This is a genomic window from Nocardia brasiliensis ATCC 700358, from assembly GCF_000250675.2.
Classification (GTDB): Bacteria; Actinomycetota; Actinomycetes; order Mycobacteriales; family Mycobacteriaceae; genus Nocardia; species Nocardia brasiliensis_B.
Window position 1 is genome coordinate 4160004 of record NC_018681.1, and the last position, 15382, is coordinate 4175385.

Sequence of the window (15382 nt, forward strand, 5' to 3'; positions counted from 1 at the left end):
GATCGACACCAGGAGCCCGCGGTGACGGTCGGTCAGGTCTCCCAAGGAATCCGGGAAGGCCGGGCCGGGGCCAGCGGGGCCGGTTAGCGTCTGCGCACATCGGACGAGTGCACGAAGTGGCCGGAGGTGCCGCGTGGTCGATCGGATCTTCCGGGGCGCGTCGGTGGTCGCGGTGCGGTGCGCGACCGCGGTGCTGGTGGGCGCGCTGCTCACGAGCACCGCGCGCGCCGAGCCGCCGGCGACGGCCCCGGACGGCTCGCGCGTGCTGAGCTTCGCCGAGGGTCGGGCAGGCATCGACATGAGCATCCACTCCGCGGTGATGGGAAAACCGGTGACCTTGAAAGTGCTTCGGGCACCGGATGATTCGAAACCGGCGCCGACACTGTATCTGCTCAACGGCGCGGACGGCGGGATAGATCGAAATTGGGCCGACGCGACCGATGTCGCGGAGTTCTTCGCCGACAAGCAGGTCAACATCGTCATCCCGTTCGGCGGCGAGGGCAGCTACTTCACCGACTGGCGCGCCGACGATCCGGCGCTGGGCAAACAGCGCTGGGCCACCTTTCTCACGCGCGAGCTGCCGCCGATCGTCGACGCCACGCTGGACACGACGGGCGCGAACGCGATCGCGGGCATCTCGATGGCGGGCACGGCCGTGTTCCAGCTGGCCCTGTCCGCGCCCGGGGTGTATCGCGCGATCGGTTCCTACAGCGGTTGTGTACGTACCAGCGACGCGCGCGGTCAGGCCGTGGTCAACGCGGTGGTCGCCAGTCAGCAGGGCAATCCGGTGAACATGTGGGGACCGCCGAGCGATCCCGCGTGGGCCGCCAACGATCCCTACCTGCACGCCGAAAAGCTGCGTGGCACAGCGATATACGTGGCCAGTGGAAACGGCAGTCCGGGCCCCTACGATACCGTCGACGGTGTCCGCGGCGATCTGCTGCAACTGACCTATCAGCTGATCTTCGGCGCACCGCTGGAGGCCATCGCGCACGTCTGCACCCGGCAACTGCGAGACCGGTTGCGGGAGTTGCGTATTCCGGCGACCGTCGACCTGCGCGCGACGGGCACGCACTCGTGGGGCTACTGGCAGCAGGACCTGCACAACTCCTGGCCGATCTTCAGTGCGGCGCTGAACCGGTGAGGGCCCTCGGCGCCCGGCTGCCCGATATCCGGCTCGCGGGCGGCCTCGACGCGTGGCTCGCGTTCACCGGCTGCCTGATCGCGGTGTTCATGCAGATGATCGACGTGACCATCGTCAATACCGCGCTGCCGGAGCTGACCGCCGACCTGAACGCCTCGGCGGCACAGCAGTTGCTGGTGGTGTCCGGCTATTCGCTGGCCTTCGCGTGCACCTTGCTGACCGCCGCACGGATCGGTGCCATCCTGGGGCGTCGCGTCGTATTCCTGGTGTCGGTCACGGCTTTCACGGTGTTCTCGGTGTGGTGCGGAATGTCCACCAGCGCGCTGGAATTGGTGATCGCGCGCATCTTCCAGGGCGCCGCGGGCGCCGGTATGGCCGCGCAGACCATCGCCATCCTGATCGCGAGCTTCCCGCCCAGCCGGCACCAGTTGGTGTTCGCGCTCTACGGCGCGACCGCGGGCTTCGCGGGCATGCTCGGCCCGATCGTCGGCGGAGCGCTGGTCACGGCCGATATCGCCGGTCTCGGTTGGCATTCGGTGTTCCTGATGAATCTGCCGATCGGGCTGCTCGCCTTCGCGCTCGGGTATCGGTACCTGCGGCTCGGCCGGCCGCCGGAACGCGATCGGCTCGATCTCGGCGGGGTGGTGCTGTCCACCGTCAGCCTGTTCGCGTTGCTCGCCGCGCTCGCCGATATCCAGCAGAACGGTTGGCGTCCGGGGCCTTTCGCGGTGCTCGCGGCGGCACTGGCGCTGGGCGCGGTGTTCCTCGCGTACGAGCGCAGGCTGGTCTGGCGCGGCGGCAGCCCGCTGGTGCGCCTGGATCTGTTCGCCGACCGGGGTTTCGCGATCGGCGCCGGACTGGTGGCGTGCTTCTTCGGGCTGTTCACCGCGTTCGTGTTCACCGTCTCGATCACCCTGCAGGACATCCTGCACTTCTCGCCGCTGCGCACCGGCTTCGCGATGACACCGTTCGCGCTCGGGGCAGGTGCGGGTGCGCTCGCCTCGCCGTTTCTCGTAAAGCGCTGGGGAGTAAAGGTACTCGCGGGCGGGATCGCGGGGTACGGCAGCCTGGTCGCGGTCGGTGCGGGATATCTGCGCCTGACCAACGGGGAGGTGAATCTGGCGCTGGCGCTCGGCCCGGTCTTCCTGTCCGGACTCGGAGTCGGTCTGTTCGGGGTGCAATTGCAACCGCTGATGCTGTCGGGACTGCGGGAGCGTCAGATGGCCGAGGCGTCCGGCCAGTTGCCCACCATCGAGCAGATCGGCAACGCGGTGGGGCTGGCGTTGCTCAGCGTCATGTTCTTTCGCGTCCACACGCTGAGCGGCAGCGTGCTGATGCTGTCGGCCATCGCGATCGGGGCACTCGCCATGGCCGCGGCGACCCTGGCGCTGCCCGATCCGGCGGACAAGCTCAGGTGACCAGATGGGGCCCGCCGAGCGGGGACTGCACCGAACCCTCCGCGGGCGGGCCGCCGGTGAGCAGATGTTTGATGATCTTGCCGGTTTCACCGCGCGGCAGTGTCGGCAGGAAGGTGACGTCGCGCGGCACCGAGAAACGGCTCAGGCGATGCCGGATATAGGACCGGATCATGTCCGAATCCAACCCCGCCCCTTCGCGTTTCACCACGAACGCGGCGAGCCGCTGGCCGAATTCCTGATCCGGTACGCCGACCACGGCGACCTCGCTGACCTGTGGCAGATGCGCCAGGGCCTCCTCGACCGGGCGGGGGAAGACGTTCTCGCCGCCGGAGATGATCATCTCGTCGTCGCGCCCGGCGATGAAGAGCCTGCCCGAGACATCGAGGTAGCCGAGATCGCCGGTGTCGAGCATGCCGTCGGCCTCGGTGGGCGGCGCGGAGTTCACGTAGCCGTCGAAGAGCATGTGGTTGCCCACGAAGATATGTCCGGTGACGCCCAGCGGCACCGGCCGCTGATCGGGGCCGAGCACCGCGATGCGGGTGCCCAGCGGTGGCCTGCCCGCGGTGGTCGGCGCGGTGCGCAGATCGTCGGGGGTGGCGATGGTGGCCCACGAGACTTCGGTGGAACCGTAGACGTTGTAGAGGATGTCGCCGTAGGCATCCATGAATTGCAGCACCGTCGCACCGGCCAGCGGGGCGCCGCAGCTGACGACGGCCCGCAGGCTCGAGGTGTCGTAGCGGGCGCGTACCGCGGCCGGGAGATCGAGGATCCGGTTCACCATGGTCGGCACCACGATCATGCTGGCGACGCGGTGCTCGGCGACCAGCCGCAGGCAGTCCTCGGCGTCGAAGCGCTCCGGCAGCACGACGGTGGCCCGCAACGGCGTGCTGATCTGCAAACCGGCCAGGCCCCAGGTGTGGAAGAGCGGCGCGGGGATGAGCATCGGCTCCGCCATCGGCAGCGGAATCCGCGACAGCAGCGCGGCGATGGTGCCGAAGCCTTTCGGTTCCGGGCGGCGCGCGCCCTTGGGGGTGCCGCTGGTGCCGGAGGTCAGCACGATCAGCCTGCCCGCGCGGTTCGGCAGCCGGCACGGCCGCTCGCCCTCGGCGATCAGATCGTCGAGGGTGGCCCGCCCCGGCACCGGCGGGCGGCCGTCGGTGTTGAAGCGCGGCAGGTCGGCGTGCAGATAGTGGACCAGTTGCTCGAGGTCGCCGTCGACGAACAGCGCGGCGAGCCGGTGACGCTGCACGATGTCCTCGATCTGCCTGCCGGACAGTCCGACGTTCAACAGCGCCACGTCGACGCCGAGTTTGCCCGCGGCGACCATGCATTCGACCATGCCGGCGTGGTTGCGGGCGAGCAGCCCGATGGTGTCGCCGAAGCCGAGGTCGAGCGCGGCCAGCGCACCGGCCAAGGCGCTTGTCCGCGTGTGCATCTCGGCGAACGTGCGGGTGCCGGACTCGTCGATGATCGCGATCCGGTCTGGTGCGTACGCGGCCGCCGTGGCGTAGCCGCCCGCCAGGTTGAAGCCCCACTTGGCAAGGGAGCGGGCCTGTTTGACGCCGGTCGCCAGGCTGCTGGTGCGCCCGACGCCGACGGTGACCATCTGCTTGGCGACGCTCACCTGCCGGCGCAGCGGCGAGTTCTCGGCGTTGACCACGGTCGAGGTCCGGGCGCCGCGGATGACGTCCACCGCGCGCCGCAGACCGGCGTTCACCCAGGACATCACCGCGGCATTGGACCCCTCGGCGATGCCGGGATGCAACCGGCCCGGGGCGAACACGGTGACGACGATCTTGGTGCGCTCCTCGTCGCCGCGCAGGCGGACCGACACGAAGCTGCCGGTACCCGGGCACTGCAGTTCGAAGCTCTCGTACCAGCGGCGCACGGTGAGGCGCAGCTGATGGGTGCGGATGCCGGATTCGGCGGTGCCGATGCGCACCCGCACGATTCGGCTGTCCGGACTCTCCTCCACGAGCTCGCAGGCGCCGATTCCGGCGAACAACCGTGGATAGGTCTGCGGTTCCAGGAACAGATCCCACAGCGCTTTACGGGCGACCGGGAAGTCCGCCCCCACATCGATGACGTCGGTAACCAACTCACGCACTTCTCGTCGGCCGGTTCGAACAGCTCGGGGCCGGCGGGTGCCCCTCGATCCGCGGGTCACCCGTCGCGCCGATGCGTCAGCGGACCGGCAACCTGCAATCGCTCCCAGTATGGGGCTGATCTGCCCTGTTGCTCACCATTTACTCCTACATTGTGTGCGCTGCCCAACGGTGCACCGACAGCGATGTGAATCCACCCAATCCGCACCAGGATTGCGGCTCACAGCCACGAAAGCGGCTTACCGTCGGGCGATTACCCCCTGGTGGTGCGCGGAGGTGCGGAATGGGCGGCGGGGACGAACAACTCGGCCGTCGGGTAGCTGCGCTGCTCACCGTAGCGGTCGTGCTGTGCTCCGGCGGCGCGGCTTTCGCGGATCCGGCGGCGCCGATCGCGGCCCAGGCGTCGGCGGCGGCGCGGCCGTCGGCGAACGGGTCGCGGCTGATCGACGTGCGGCCCGGTCCGGGACGCGTGCTCGAACTCACGGTGCACTCCGTGGCGATGGACCGGGCGATCCCGGTCGAAGTGCTTCCGGCCGTAGATGTTTCGAATCCCGCACCGATCTTGTATCTGCTCAACGGGATCGACGGCGGCGGCGAGCACGGGCGGTGGCGCGACGGCGGGAACTGGCTGACCGAGACCGATGCGGAGAGCTTCTTCGCCGACCAGCAGGTGACGGTGGTGATGCCGGTCGGCGGGGGCGGCAGCTTCTTTGCGGACTGGCGCGCCGATGATCCGACCCTCGGCAAACAGCAGTGGACGACCTTCCTCACCGCGGAATTGCCCGCGATCATCGATTCGGCTTTCCGCGGCACCGGCGCGAATGCCATTGCGGGACCCTCGATGGCGAGTTCGGCGGTGTTCCGCTTGGCCCTGGCGGCACCCGGCCGGTTTCGCGCGATCGGTTCCTACAGCGGCTGTGTGCGCACCAGCGATCCGTTCGGGCAGGCGATGGTCGATGCGGTGGTGCTCGGCAAGCAGGGCAACCCGCTGAACCTGTGGGGTCCGCCCACCGATCCCGCGTGGGCGGCCAATGATCCCTACCTGCACGCGGACCGGTTGCGCGGCACGACCATCTACGTGTCGACGGGGAGCGGCCGCCCTGGGCCGCTCGACACGCTGGACGGGCCCGGCATCGAGGCGAATCCGCTGACCCTGCTGGATCAGCTCACGGTCGGCGGCCTGCTGGACGCCGTCGCGTCGGCCTGCACGGCGCAACTGCGTGCCCGGTTGCTGGAGTTGGATATTCCGGCGACCTTCGATCTGCGGGAAGGCACGCATTCCTGGGGTTACTGGCAGCAGGACCTGCACAACTCCTGGCCCTTGCTGCGTGCGGCGCTCGGCCCGTGACCGACTGTGCGGGCCCCACTCAGGGCCGCGCTCATTTTGTGAGTCGTCGTAGCGCCGGTGAATTCGAGCAGAGCGTTCGGCCGGAACGCATTTGAATGGGGAATATCGAAGGTTTGTTCCGGCCACCAAGGAGGAAATGTGGGTGCCACGTTCCGTGATCCCGTGATTCCCGATGGCGAGAAGTCCGTCTACACCGGGGGAGTCGCCGATCAGCCACCGTCGTTCGAGGTGACCAGCGTGGTGACGAGGGCCGAACTCGACTACCACTCGACGCTCGAACTGCGGACCGGCGAGGGAACGACCACGGTGACTGTCGAACAGCGGTTCAGCCGGGCGGGCGGCTGGTTGCGCGCGGCGGACTACCGGGCCGAAACGCGGTCGCAGGACGTCGTGGTGTCCCGCGAAGAAGCGCACTTCCTCGACACCACGCACCTGCAATTCGGCAGCGGCATAGCGCCTTTCCCGTCGGACGTCGTGCCGTTCCTCGGCGGCCTGACCCTGCTCCGCGGCTTGGATTTCTACGAGGGCGCGGAGCTGTCGCTGGACCTGTGGCTGGCCTTCTCTGTGCACTGGCCGGTGCTCGCGCGGGTGCAGAAGCAGACCGCCGTCGAGGTGCCCGCGGGACGCGTGCGCTGCTGGCCGGTGCACCTGCGGCCGGGCTTCGCGCACGTGAACACCATGCTGGACAAGATGATCGGCGGGTTCCTGCCCGCCTCTACCGCCCACTTCGAGGTGGACCCGCCGCATCGGCTGGTGCGGTTCGGCTTTCCGACCGAGCCCGCCGCCGCTCCGCGCGGGGTGATGGAGTTGGTCGCCTAGCTTGCCCGTTGGATTCCCGAGGTTGCTCTTGTCCAGGTGCGTACCATGATCGGTACGCGACGACCGGGGGTGCATGCGATGCCGTTCGAGGGCGAGTACGGGCCGAGCCCGGCGCAGTGGATACGCGAACAGGTCGAGCTGTACGAAAGGTCAGGCGGCACACAGGGTACGACGCTCTGGGATACCGGCCTGCCTGTCGTCATCGTCACCATGCGCGGCGGAAAGAGCGGCAAGATCCGCAAGATCCCGCTGATGCGCGTGGAGCACGAAGGGCGCTACGCCGCCGTGGCTTCCAAGGCCGGCTACCCGCGTCATCCGGTGTGGTACTTCAACCTCAAATCCGATCCGCACGTCGAACTCCAGGACGGGGCCGTCCGCCAGGAGATGACGGCCCGCGAGATCACGGGGGACGAGAAGGCCGAGTGGTGGGCGCGCGCACTCACCGCGTATCCGCCGTACGCCGAGTACCAGCAGAAGACCGAGCGGGTGATTCCGGTCTTCGTGCTGGAGCCCTTGCGCCGGTAGAGGGTCTATAACGATCGCTCCGCCACTGCGGCGAAGATCGTCCGCATCGCCTCGACGTAGCGGCGAACGGACTCGTGCGCCACCGGTGTATCCGGGTAGATGACGCTCAGCGTCGTTTCCGACGGCATCCGGTTGATCCAGACCAGCACTTCCTCGGAGGCGGCACGGTTGGCGAAGATGCCACCGTGCACCAGGTCGAAGAATTCGTGGCCGACGAAGTCGCGCGCGTCCACGAACGAGATCATCGGCGTCGCCCAACCCGGCCGCACCTTGACGTCGGTGTCGGCGGGCAATAGTTCGAGCACGCGATGAAAGGGCGTGGGCGCGAGCCGGATCCCGTTCTCGTAGGCACGTTGCGCGATCGTCGCCACCCGGGGGAAGGCGGTGGTGGTGATCGGGAAGGCGACCGGTACCAGCGCGACATACCAACCGACCGAGGCCCGTTCGGCGGGCGTGGTGCGGGTACTGATCGGAGTCATGCCGAAGTAGTAGTCGCTGTCGGTGAGTTCGGCCTCCGCGAGGGCCGCCGCGGCGAAGATCCCGCCGACGAACTCCGCCCCGTGGCTGCGGCAGACCTGCTCGAAACGGCGTGCTTCGGCTTCGGTGAGCAGTGCACACGTGCGATGCGCGCTGCGGTTGTAGCCATCGGTGCGTTTGCCGAGATCCAACGGGAAGGACGGCAATTCGCCGTCGTTGCCACGAATCAACTCCAGCCACTTCTGCACACCGGGTGAGGTGAGGGTCAGGCGGGCGGTGAGTTCGCGTTCGGAGCAACAGTATTCGAGGTAGCTGGCGGTGGGGTCGAGCAGGTCGCCGACCTGCCAGGCCTCCCGGGCGTAAAGGTAGGCCAGGTCGGCGCAGGACAGGTACTGCCCGAGGCCGTCGGTGTGTAAATGGTCCACTGCGAGGTAGACCGTGGTCGAATCGCCGTGCGCGATCGCGCCGAAGGAGAAGCAATCCCATTGGAACGGGCCGGGCGTCGTCTTCTGCACGTGCTCGCGGATGGCGGCCGCGTCATCGAGTTCGCCGTAGTCGATCGGCGCGAAGTCGACTACTTCTTCGGGTACCAGGTGCCGCCGGACTGTGCCGTCGGGTTCCAGGGCGAACCAGGTGCGAAAGGTGTCGTGCCGCAGCAGGAACGCGTTGATGCTGCGCGTCATCGCCGCGTAATCGAGGTCGCGCGTAGGTATTTCGGCGGTCACCAGGCACAGGCCCGAATAGCGGAAGTCCGCGGCCGCGTGCCGGTCGGCCAGCCGCAGGTACTCTTCCTGCTGGTGCGAGGGCGGCGCGGGATGTATCGGGGCCGTGGCGGCCCGCGCCACGGCCGCCGGAGTGGCGACCCAGGTCACCAGGCGGCCGGGCGGCGGGTTCCACTCGTCGATCAGTCCGAGGTCGATCACGGCGCCGCCACCGGCTCGGGGATCGGTTGCGGCCGACCGGGTTCGGCGGCCAGCACGAGTTCGGCGACCTTGGGCCCGGCCTGTTCCAGGCTGAACGATCGTCCCATCTGCAAGGACATCAGGTCGATGCCGAGCGTTTTGGTGACCCGCGCGCCGAGTTCCACGGCCATCAGCGAATCCAGGCCGAGTTCGGGCACCGGCACCGTCATATCGATCGACTCCACCGGCACGCCCATCACCACGGCCAGTTCCGCGGCCATCTTGCGGGCGATGAACGGCCCGCGCTTGCTGTCGTCGAGTTCGACGAGTTCGGCGCGCAGGCGGGCCAATTCGGAGGTGTCCTTGGCCGAGGCCTTGGCCAGCTCGATCGTCCGGCCGGTGCGGGTCAGCTGTGGGAAGGTGCCGGTGAGTTTGGCCCAGTCGGTCGGGATGATGGCGGCGTTGGTGTCGCGCAGTCGCAGCGTCTGCTCCAGATACGCGGTGGCGTCGGCCATATCGATCGGGCCGAAGCCGACCAGGTCGAGATACTTGGTGGCGGTCGCGTCGGCGGCCATCCCACCGGTCGCGCCGGAGAGGTGACCCCAGCCGACGCACAGCGCGCGCTCGCCTGCCCTGACCCATTCCTCGGCCAGCGCCTCGACCGCGACATTGGCCGCGCAGTAGTTGTATTGACCGTAGATGCCGTACATCGAGCCGCCGGAGGAGTACAGCACGAACATGTCCAGCTCGATGCCCGCCTCGGTGACCGCGCGGTGCAGGGCCCGGGCGCCGTGCACCTTCGGCCGATACACCTGTGCGAGTTGCTCGGGTGTCATGAGCTCGATGCGGTTGTCGGACACCGCGCCCGCCGCGTGGAACACACCGCGCAGCGGGTGTTCGGCCGTGTGCGCCCGGGCGAGCACCGCGGCGACGGCCGCGGTGTCGGTGACATCGACGAGTGCCTCGATCACCTCGACGCCGACGGTCCGCCAGGCCGCGAGTTGCCGCCGGGCCTCGTCGGTGCTCGCGCCGCTGCGGCCGAGCAGGACCAGCCTGCGCGCGCCGCGCAGCACCAGCCAGCGTCCGGTGGCCATGCCGAAACCGCCGAACCCGCCGGTCACGAGATAGCTTGCGTGTTCGTGGATCTCGATATCGGGCAGGTGCGGCCGCACCGGCGGTTGCGGCGCATCGATGCGCAACGCGATCCGCGCCAGTCCGGTCGAGCGGATGACCTCCTCGAAAGCCGTTCCCACCTCGTGGGTTTCGAACATCTTGTACGGTAGCGGCCGGTAGACGCCCGCCACGACCTGCTCGTACACCCGCTGCAGCAGGCCGGCCAGTCGTTGCGGGTGTACCGCGACCAGGCGGTCGAGATCCATCGAGTAGTAGGCCACGTTCTTGTCGAAGTTGGCCAGCTCCAGCAGGCCACCGGTGTAGATGTCGGCCTTGCCGACCTCGACGATGCGCCCGAATTCGGCTACGGCGGTGAAGTTCTGCCGCAAGATCTCCCCGGGGGCGCTGCTGAGGACCACCGCTGCGCCGACGCCGCCGGTCAGCGCGAGCACGTCGTCGACGAAGTCGAGGGAGCGCGAGTTCACCGCGTGATCCGCGCCGAGATCCAGGATGTGCCGTCGCCGTTCGTCGGTACTGGCCGCGCCGATGATGCGCGCGCCCCGGGCCTTCGCGACCTGGATGGCGGCCGTGCCCACACCGCCGGCCGCGCCGTGGATCAGGACGGTCTCGCCCGGCTCCAGCCGCGCCAGCTCCAGCAGGGCGTATTCGGCAGTCGCGAAAGCGATGGCGCTGGTGCAATAACCGGGGTCGGTATCGGCCGGCAGGGGAATGACGAGTTGCCGATCGATCAGGGCGAAGCGTCGCATCATGCCCTTGGCCGCGACCGCCACCAGATCGCCGACGCCGAGACCGTCGACGCCCGGGCCGACCCGCACCACGGTGCCGACGCCCTCCATGCCGGGAACAGTGCCGAAATAGGTTGGTGCCAGCTCTCTTTCGCCGAGCAGCCCGATGACCTTGAGCGGATCCTTGTAGTTCAACCCGATGACCTGCATCCGCACCTCCACCTGCCCGGGTCCCGGTGCGCGGCGCGGGCATGCGCGCCAGGCCAGTGCCGACAGCAGCCGGGTGCGCGGGAGTTCCAGCTCGAAGTTCGCCTCCGGGTCGGTCAGCGGTGCCGCGGTGTCGTGCGCCGCGAGACGGTCCGGCAGCGGCTTGGTCACCACCGGCGCCCAGCGCTGACCGTCGCGCAGCAGCACCTCGTCGGTGTTGTCGTAGGCGAACGCGCCCGGTATCGCGAGTTCGGTGACGATCTCGGCGATACCGGTCTCCGGGGCCACATCGATCAGCCGCCAGCGCAACGAGGTCTGTTCGTTCAGCAGCACGCGCCGTGCCCCGGCCAGCGCGGACTGATGTGAATTCGGCGCTATCGTGCTGTCCGGCACCGTGAATGCGCGCTCGGTGATCAGCGTGACGTGCACCGATCCGTCGCCGAAGACCGACTGCGGTGTCTGCTCGTCGGTCGTCGGATCGGCGAATTCGCGCACCGTGACGGCGATGCGCTGCAACGTTCGCAGATCGGCCAGATCGTCGGTGCCGGAACCGGCGACCACGCACACGTGCAGCCGGGTGGCTTCGGCCGTGCGGGCTTGTCGCAACTGCTCGACGAGCGTCGTTTCCAGATCCGGTCCGGCGAGGTAGTACCGGGCACCCGGGATCGCGGCCGCCAATTGTTCGGCGCGAGTGCTGTTTCCGAGGGCGATCACCAAGGTTGTGGCCGCGCCGGCGTGCGGCAGTGCGGTCATATCGATGGGGTCGCGTCGCTCGATGGTTTCGCGATAGTAGAACTCGGCCATCCGGTGCAGCGGATCGTCGCCGGGCTTCAACGCGCCGATCTGGAGTCCGGTCAAGCGCAGGACGAGATTGTGCTCTGCGTCGAGCACGTCGACGTCGGCACGCAACCGTGCTTTGGGGTCGCGGCGGGCGACCACTGTGGCTTGCTCGGGTATCGGGGCGAGCAACCGGACGGCGGCCACACCGACGGGCACCATGACGCCCTCGTTGATCCGCTCGTCGGCGAAAAGCAGTGCCGCCGTTTGCATGGCGGCGTCCACCACCGCCGGGTGCGCGAGATGGCCGGAGTCCGCGGCGATCGTGCCGTCGACGGTGGCCACCGCCGTATCCCGGCCGACCCGCATCGAGGTGACCCGGCGGAACGACGGACCGTACTGGAGCCCGGCCGCGGACAGCCCGGTGTAGAACATATCCGGGTCGATGTCGATGCCGACCTCGATCGCCGGAACCACTGCTTTCGAGGGCAGGTGACTGCCGGTGAGGGTGCGCCCGAAAGCATGCACGGTCCAGGCCGTTCCGGTCGCGTTGCGGGACCGGATCAGGAAGCGGCCGCTGGACTCCTCGACACTCAGCGCCATGAGCGGCACATCCGGCGCGGCCATGATCAACGGTGCGACGAAGCGGACCTGCTCCAGCGCAACGCGTTTGACGCCGAGCCGGGTGGCCGTCGCACTGAGTGCCGCGTCCAGGTACGCGGCGCCCGGCATGATCCGGACGCCGTTGACCACGTGATCGGCCAGCCACGGCAGCAATTCGGTGCCGACCTGGAGCAGCCAGTCCGCGCGACCCTCCACATCGGGATCGCCGAGCATGGCGTAGGTATCCGGGGAGCCGAGCCTGGCCTGCTCGAAAAGCGGCAGTGTCGAATGCAATCGGGTGCGCTGCCACGGGTAGCGGGGGAGCGGGACGTGTGCGGTCCGGGGACCGGCGGCCGGGAACAGTTGCTCCGGGTCGAGCACTCCCGCGCTGTACAGGCCGATGAGGGTGCGGCGGATGCTCGCGGAATCGGCGGCCTTGCGATCGAGCGTGGGCACCGTGGTGCCGTGCACATCGGCCTCGACCAGGGCTTCCCGAATGTTGCCGGACAACACCGGATGTGGGCCGACCTCGAGGAACACCCGGCTGCCCGCGCCGATCGCGCTCGCCACCGCGTCGTAGAAGCGCACCGGTTGACGGACATTCGCGCACCAGTATTCGGCGTCCCACAGACCCTCGGTGACGAGTTCGCCGGTCACCGTCGAATACAGCGGCACGGTGGGCGCTTTCGGCGCGAGGTCGGCGAGTTCGGTCCGCAGCTCGGTGAGGATCGGGTCCATCAACCGGCTGTGGTACGGCACCTCCACCCGGAGCCGGCGCGCGAAAGCGGCTTCCTCGGTGAGCTTTTCCGCGATCTCGTCCAGGCGCTGCGGGTCGCCGGACAACGTGAGCGAGCTCGCGCTGTTGATCGCCGCGAGATCGACGCGCGGGTCGTCGGCGACGAGTTCGCGAGCCCGTTCGAGCGGCAGGCCGACGGCCAGCATGCCGCCGGAGCCCGCGGTGCTCGCCTGCAATCGGGCCCGGTGGTAGGCGACCCGCACGGCCTCCCGCAGCGAGAGCATGCCGCTGACACAGGCCGCCGACACCTCGCCCACGCTGTGTCCGATGATCGCGGCCGGGGTGATCCCGTACTGGGCCAGCTCGCTCACCAGCGCCACCTGAACCAGGAAGTTGGCCGGTTGCGCCACCTCGGTGCGCGAGACGCGCGACTGCGCTTCGGGCTGCAAGAGCGCGTCGATGATCGACCAGTTCGCCAGCTTGCCGAACTCGGCATCGATGCGCGCCGCGGTCTCGGCGAAGACGCCACCGGCACAGAGTAATTCGCGGGCCATGCCCCACCACTGCGGTCCCATGCCGGAGAACACGAAGACCGGTTCGGCGGTGTGGGCCGCGACCGTGCGCGCCGCGTCACGGCCCTCGCCCGCGGCGAACTGCCGCAACTGGTGCAGCACATCGTCGGAGTCGCCGATCAGCACGCCGGTGCGGAACTGGTGATGCGCCGAGCGCGTCCACGCGGCCTCGGCCAACCGGTCCGGATCGGCGCCCGCGTCGAGCAGATCGGCGAAGCGGCCCGCGATGGCGCGCGCCGCGCCGGTGCTGCGCGCGGACAGCGGCAGGATTCCGTAGTGCCGCGGGGCGGGCTCGGGGCCGGGGTGCGCCGGTTGCGCGCGGTACTCCTGGAGAATCGCGTGCGCGTTGGTGCCGCCGTAGCCGAAGCCGTTGACCGCGATCGTCATCGGATCGGCGTGCGGCGGCAGTGGTTCGGCGTCCACCTGGATGCGCAGGCCCAGCTCGTCGAGCGGGATGTCCGGATTCGGCTTGTCGAGCCAGCCCTGCGGCGGAATCACCCGATGCCGAATGGCCAACGCCGCCTTGATGACGCTCGCGACGCCCGCCGCGGCTTCGGTGTGGCCGAGGGTGGCCTTGACCGAGCCGACGCCCAGCACTCCGGTGCGGCCCGCCGGTGCGCCGAAAGCGCGGCCGAGCGCCCGCAATTCGACCGGGTCGCCGACCAGGGTGCCGGTGCCGTGCGCCTCCACGTAGGTGATCGCGTCCGGGGTCAGGCCCGCGCGGGTGCACACTGTACGGGCAAGCGACTCTTGGGCATCCGCGTTCGGCACGGTGATCGCGGTGGTCCGGCCGTCCTGATTGGCGCCGGTGGCCTTGACCACCGCGTACACGCGGTCACCGTCGCGTACCGCGTCGTCGAGCTTCTTCAGCACCACCATGCCCGCACCCTCGCCCCGGCCGTAACCGTCGGCGGCGGCGTCGAAGGATTTGCACCGGCCGTCCGCGGCGAGGAAGCTGCCCTTGCACATCAGCACGAACGTCTCCGGCTGCAGCATGACGTTCACGCCGCCGGCCACCGCGACGTGGCAGTCGTCGTTGTCGAGGGCCTGGCAGGCGAGATGGAAGGCGACCAGGGACGACGAACACGCGGTGTCGACCGTGAGCGCGGGACCGGTCAGGTTGAGCGCGTAGGCGATCCGGTTGGACAGCATGGTGTACGAGGCGCTGGCCGGGGTGTGCATATCGGTGTGGAACAGGGCCGGACCGACCACACCGATCACCGACTGGTCCACCACGAAACCGCCCACGTACACACCGACCGGGGTCCCCGCGGTGCGGCCGGCGAGGCCCGCGTCGTCGAGCGCCTCCCAGGTCACCTCGAGCAGCAGGCGCTGCTGCGGGTCGAGCACGGTCGCCTCGCGGGCCGAGATGCCGAAGAAGTCCGGATCGAACTCCCACGGGTCGATCGTCATGAACGCGCCGTGTTTGGTGTAGCTACGGCCAGGCGTGCGGGGCTCGGGATCGTAGTACCGGCGATAGTCCCAGCGGTCCGGCGGCACCTCCACGACGCCGTCTCGTTTGTCGAGGACGAAATCCCAGAATGTCTCGGGCGAATCGATCCCGCCCGCGTATCGGCAACCGATACCGACAATAGCGATATCCGACATGCAGGTCCTCCCGAATACGGCCATTCGTTATCGCCGGGCAAATCGACGATACGTATAACAAAGTCCGACACAATAGTGAGCCTGGTCGAGTATATCGGCGGCGAGTAGTGCTCCGGAACAGTCTGGAGATCGCTGCAAATGGGTGTGAGATTATTTGTGAACCAGCCTAATCCGGCCTGCTGACCAGGCTGTTCAGCTGCGGTTTCGTGCGGTCATAGGTATGGATCACAGGAGTTCGCGGAGATAATTGTGCGCTGTCGGAACTTCGGCGTGTTCCGTATC

Annotated in this window: 8 protein-coding genes; 5 read left to right on the plus strand and 3 right to left on the minus strand. The window is 68.6% G+C overall.

The genetic code is table 11. The features are described from left to right. Positions 1 to 133: 133 nt before the first annotated feature. Complete coding sequence (locus O3I_RS18770; RefSeq protein ID WP_014984535.1) at positions 134 to 1144, plus strand: alpha/beta hydrolase; 1011 nt, start codon at positions 134 to 136, stop codon at positions 1142 to 1144. Continuing rightward, positions 1141 to 2562, plus strand: coding sequence for an MFS transporter (locus tag O3I_RS18775; RefSeq protein WP_014984536.1), 1422 nt, complete (start codon positions 1141 to 1143; stop codon positions 2560 to 2562). Before O3I_RS18770 ends, O3I_RS18775 begins: the two co-directional genes overlap by 4 nt. Here O3I_RS18775 and O3I_RS18780 read toward each other — a convergent pair. After that, positions 2555 to 4660 (minus strand): AMP-binding protein, encoded by a 2106-nt coding sequence (locus tag O3I_RS18780; RefSeq protein WP_014984537.1) that lies wholly within the window; start codon positions 4658 to 4660, stop codon positions 2555 to 2557. The genes O3I_RS18775 and O3I_RS18780 overlap by 8 nt on opposite strands. Positions 4661 to 4950: 290 nt before the next feature. Here O3I_RS18780 and O3I_RS18785 point away from each other — a divergent pair, with 290 nt between their 5' ends. The 3 genes from O3I_RS18785 to O3I_RS18795 all read left to right on the plus strand — a co-directional run bounded on the left by O3I_RS18785 (position 4951) and on the right by O3I_RS18795 (position 7359). After that, positions 4951 to 6015: an alpha/beta hydrolase gene (locus O3I_RS18785; RefSeq protein WP_014984538.1), complete on the plus strand. Its 1065-nt coding sequence runs from the start codon at positions 4951 to 4953 to the stop codon at positions 6013 to 6015. Positions 6016 to 6153: 138 nt separating this feature from the next. Then, on the plus strand, positions 6154 to 6834 hold the full coding sequence (locus tag O3I_RS18790) for a hypothetical protein (protein ID WP_014984539.1): 681 nt from the start codon (positions 6154 to 6156) through the stop codon (positions 6832 to 6834). Between the two features lie 78 nt (positions 6835 to 6912). Further along, positions 6913 to 7359 carry a nitroreductase family deazaflavin-dependent oxidoreductase gene (locus tag O3I_RS18795; RefSeq protein ID WP_014984540.1) on the plus strand — a complete coding sequence of 149 codons (447 nt, stop codon included), beginning with the start codon at positions 6913 to 6915 and terminating at the stop codon, positions 7357 to 7359. Between the two features lie 5 nt (positions 7360 to 7364). Here O3I_RS18795 and O3I_RS18800 read toward each other — a convergent pair whose 3' ends face one another. After that, positions 7365 to 8759 carry a condensation domain-containing protein gene (locus tag O3I_RS18800; RefSeq protein ID WP_014984541.1) on the minus strand — a complete coding sequence of 465 codons (1395 nt, stop codon included), beginning with the start codon at positions 8757 to 8759 and terminating at the stop codon, positions 7365 to 7367. Further along, positions 8756 to 15100 (minus strand): type I polyketide synthase, encoded by a 6345-nt coding sequence (locus O3I_RS18805; RefSeq protein ID WP_014984542.1) that lies wholly within the window; start codon positions 15098 to 15100, stop codon positions 8756 to 8758. Before O3I_RS18805 ends, O3I_RS18800 begins: the two co-directional genes overlap by 4 nt. Between the last annotated feature and the right edge of the window lie 282 nt (positions 15101 to 15382).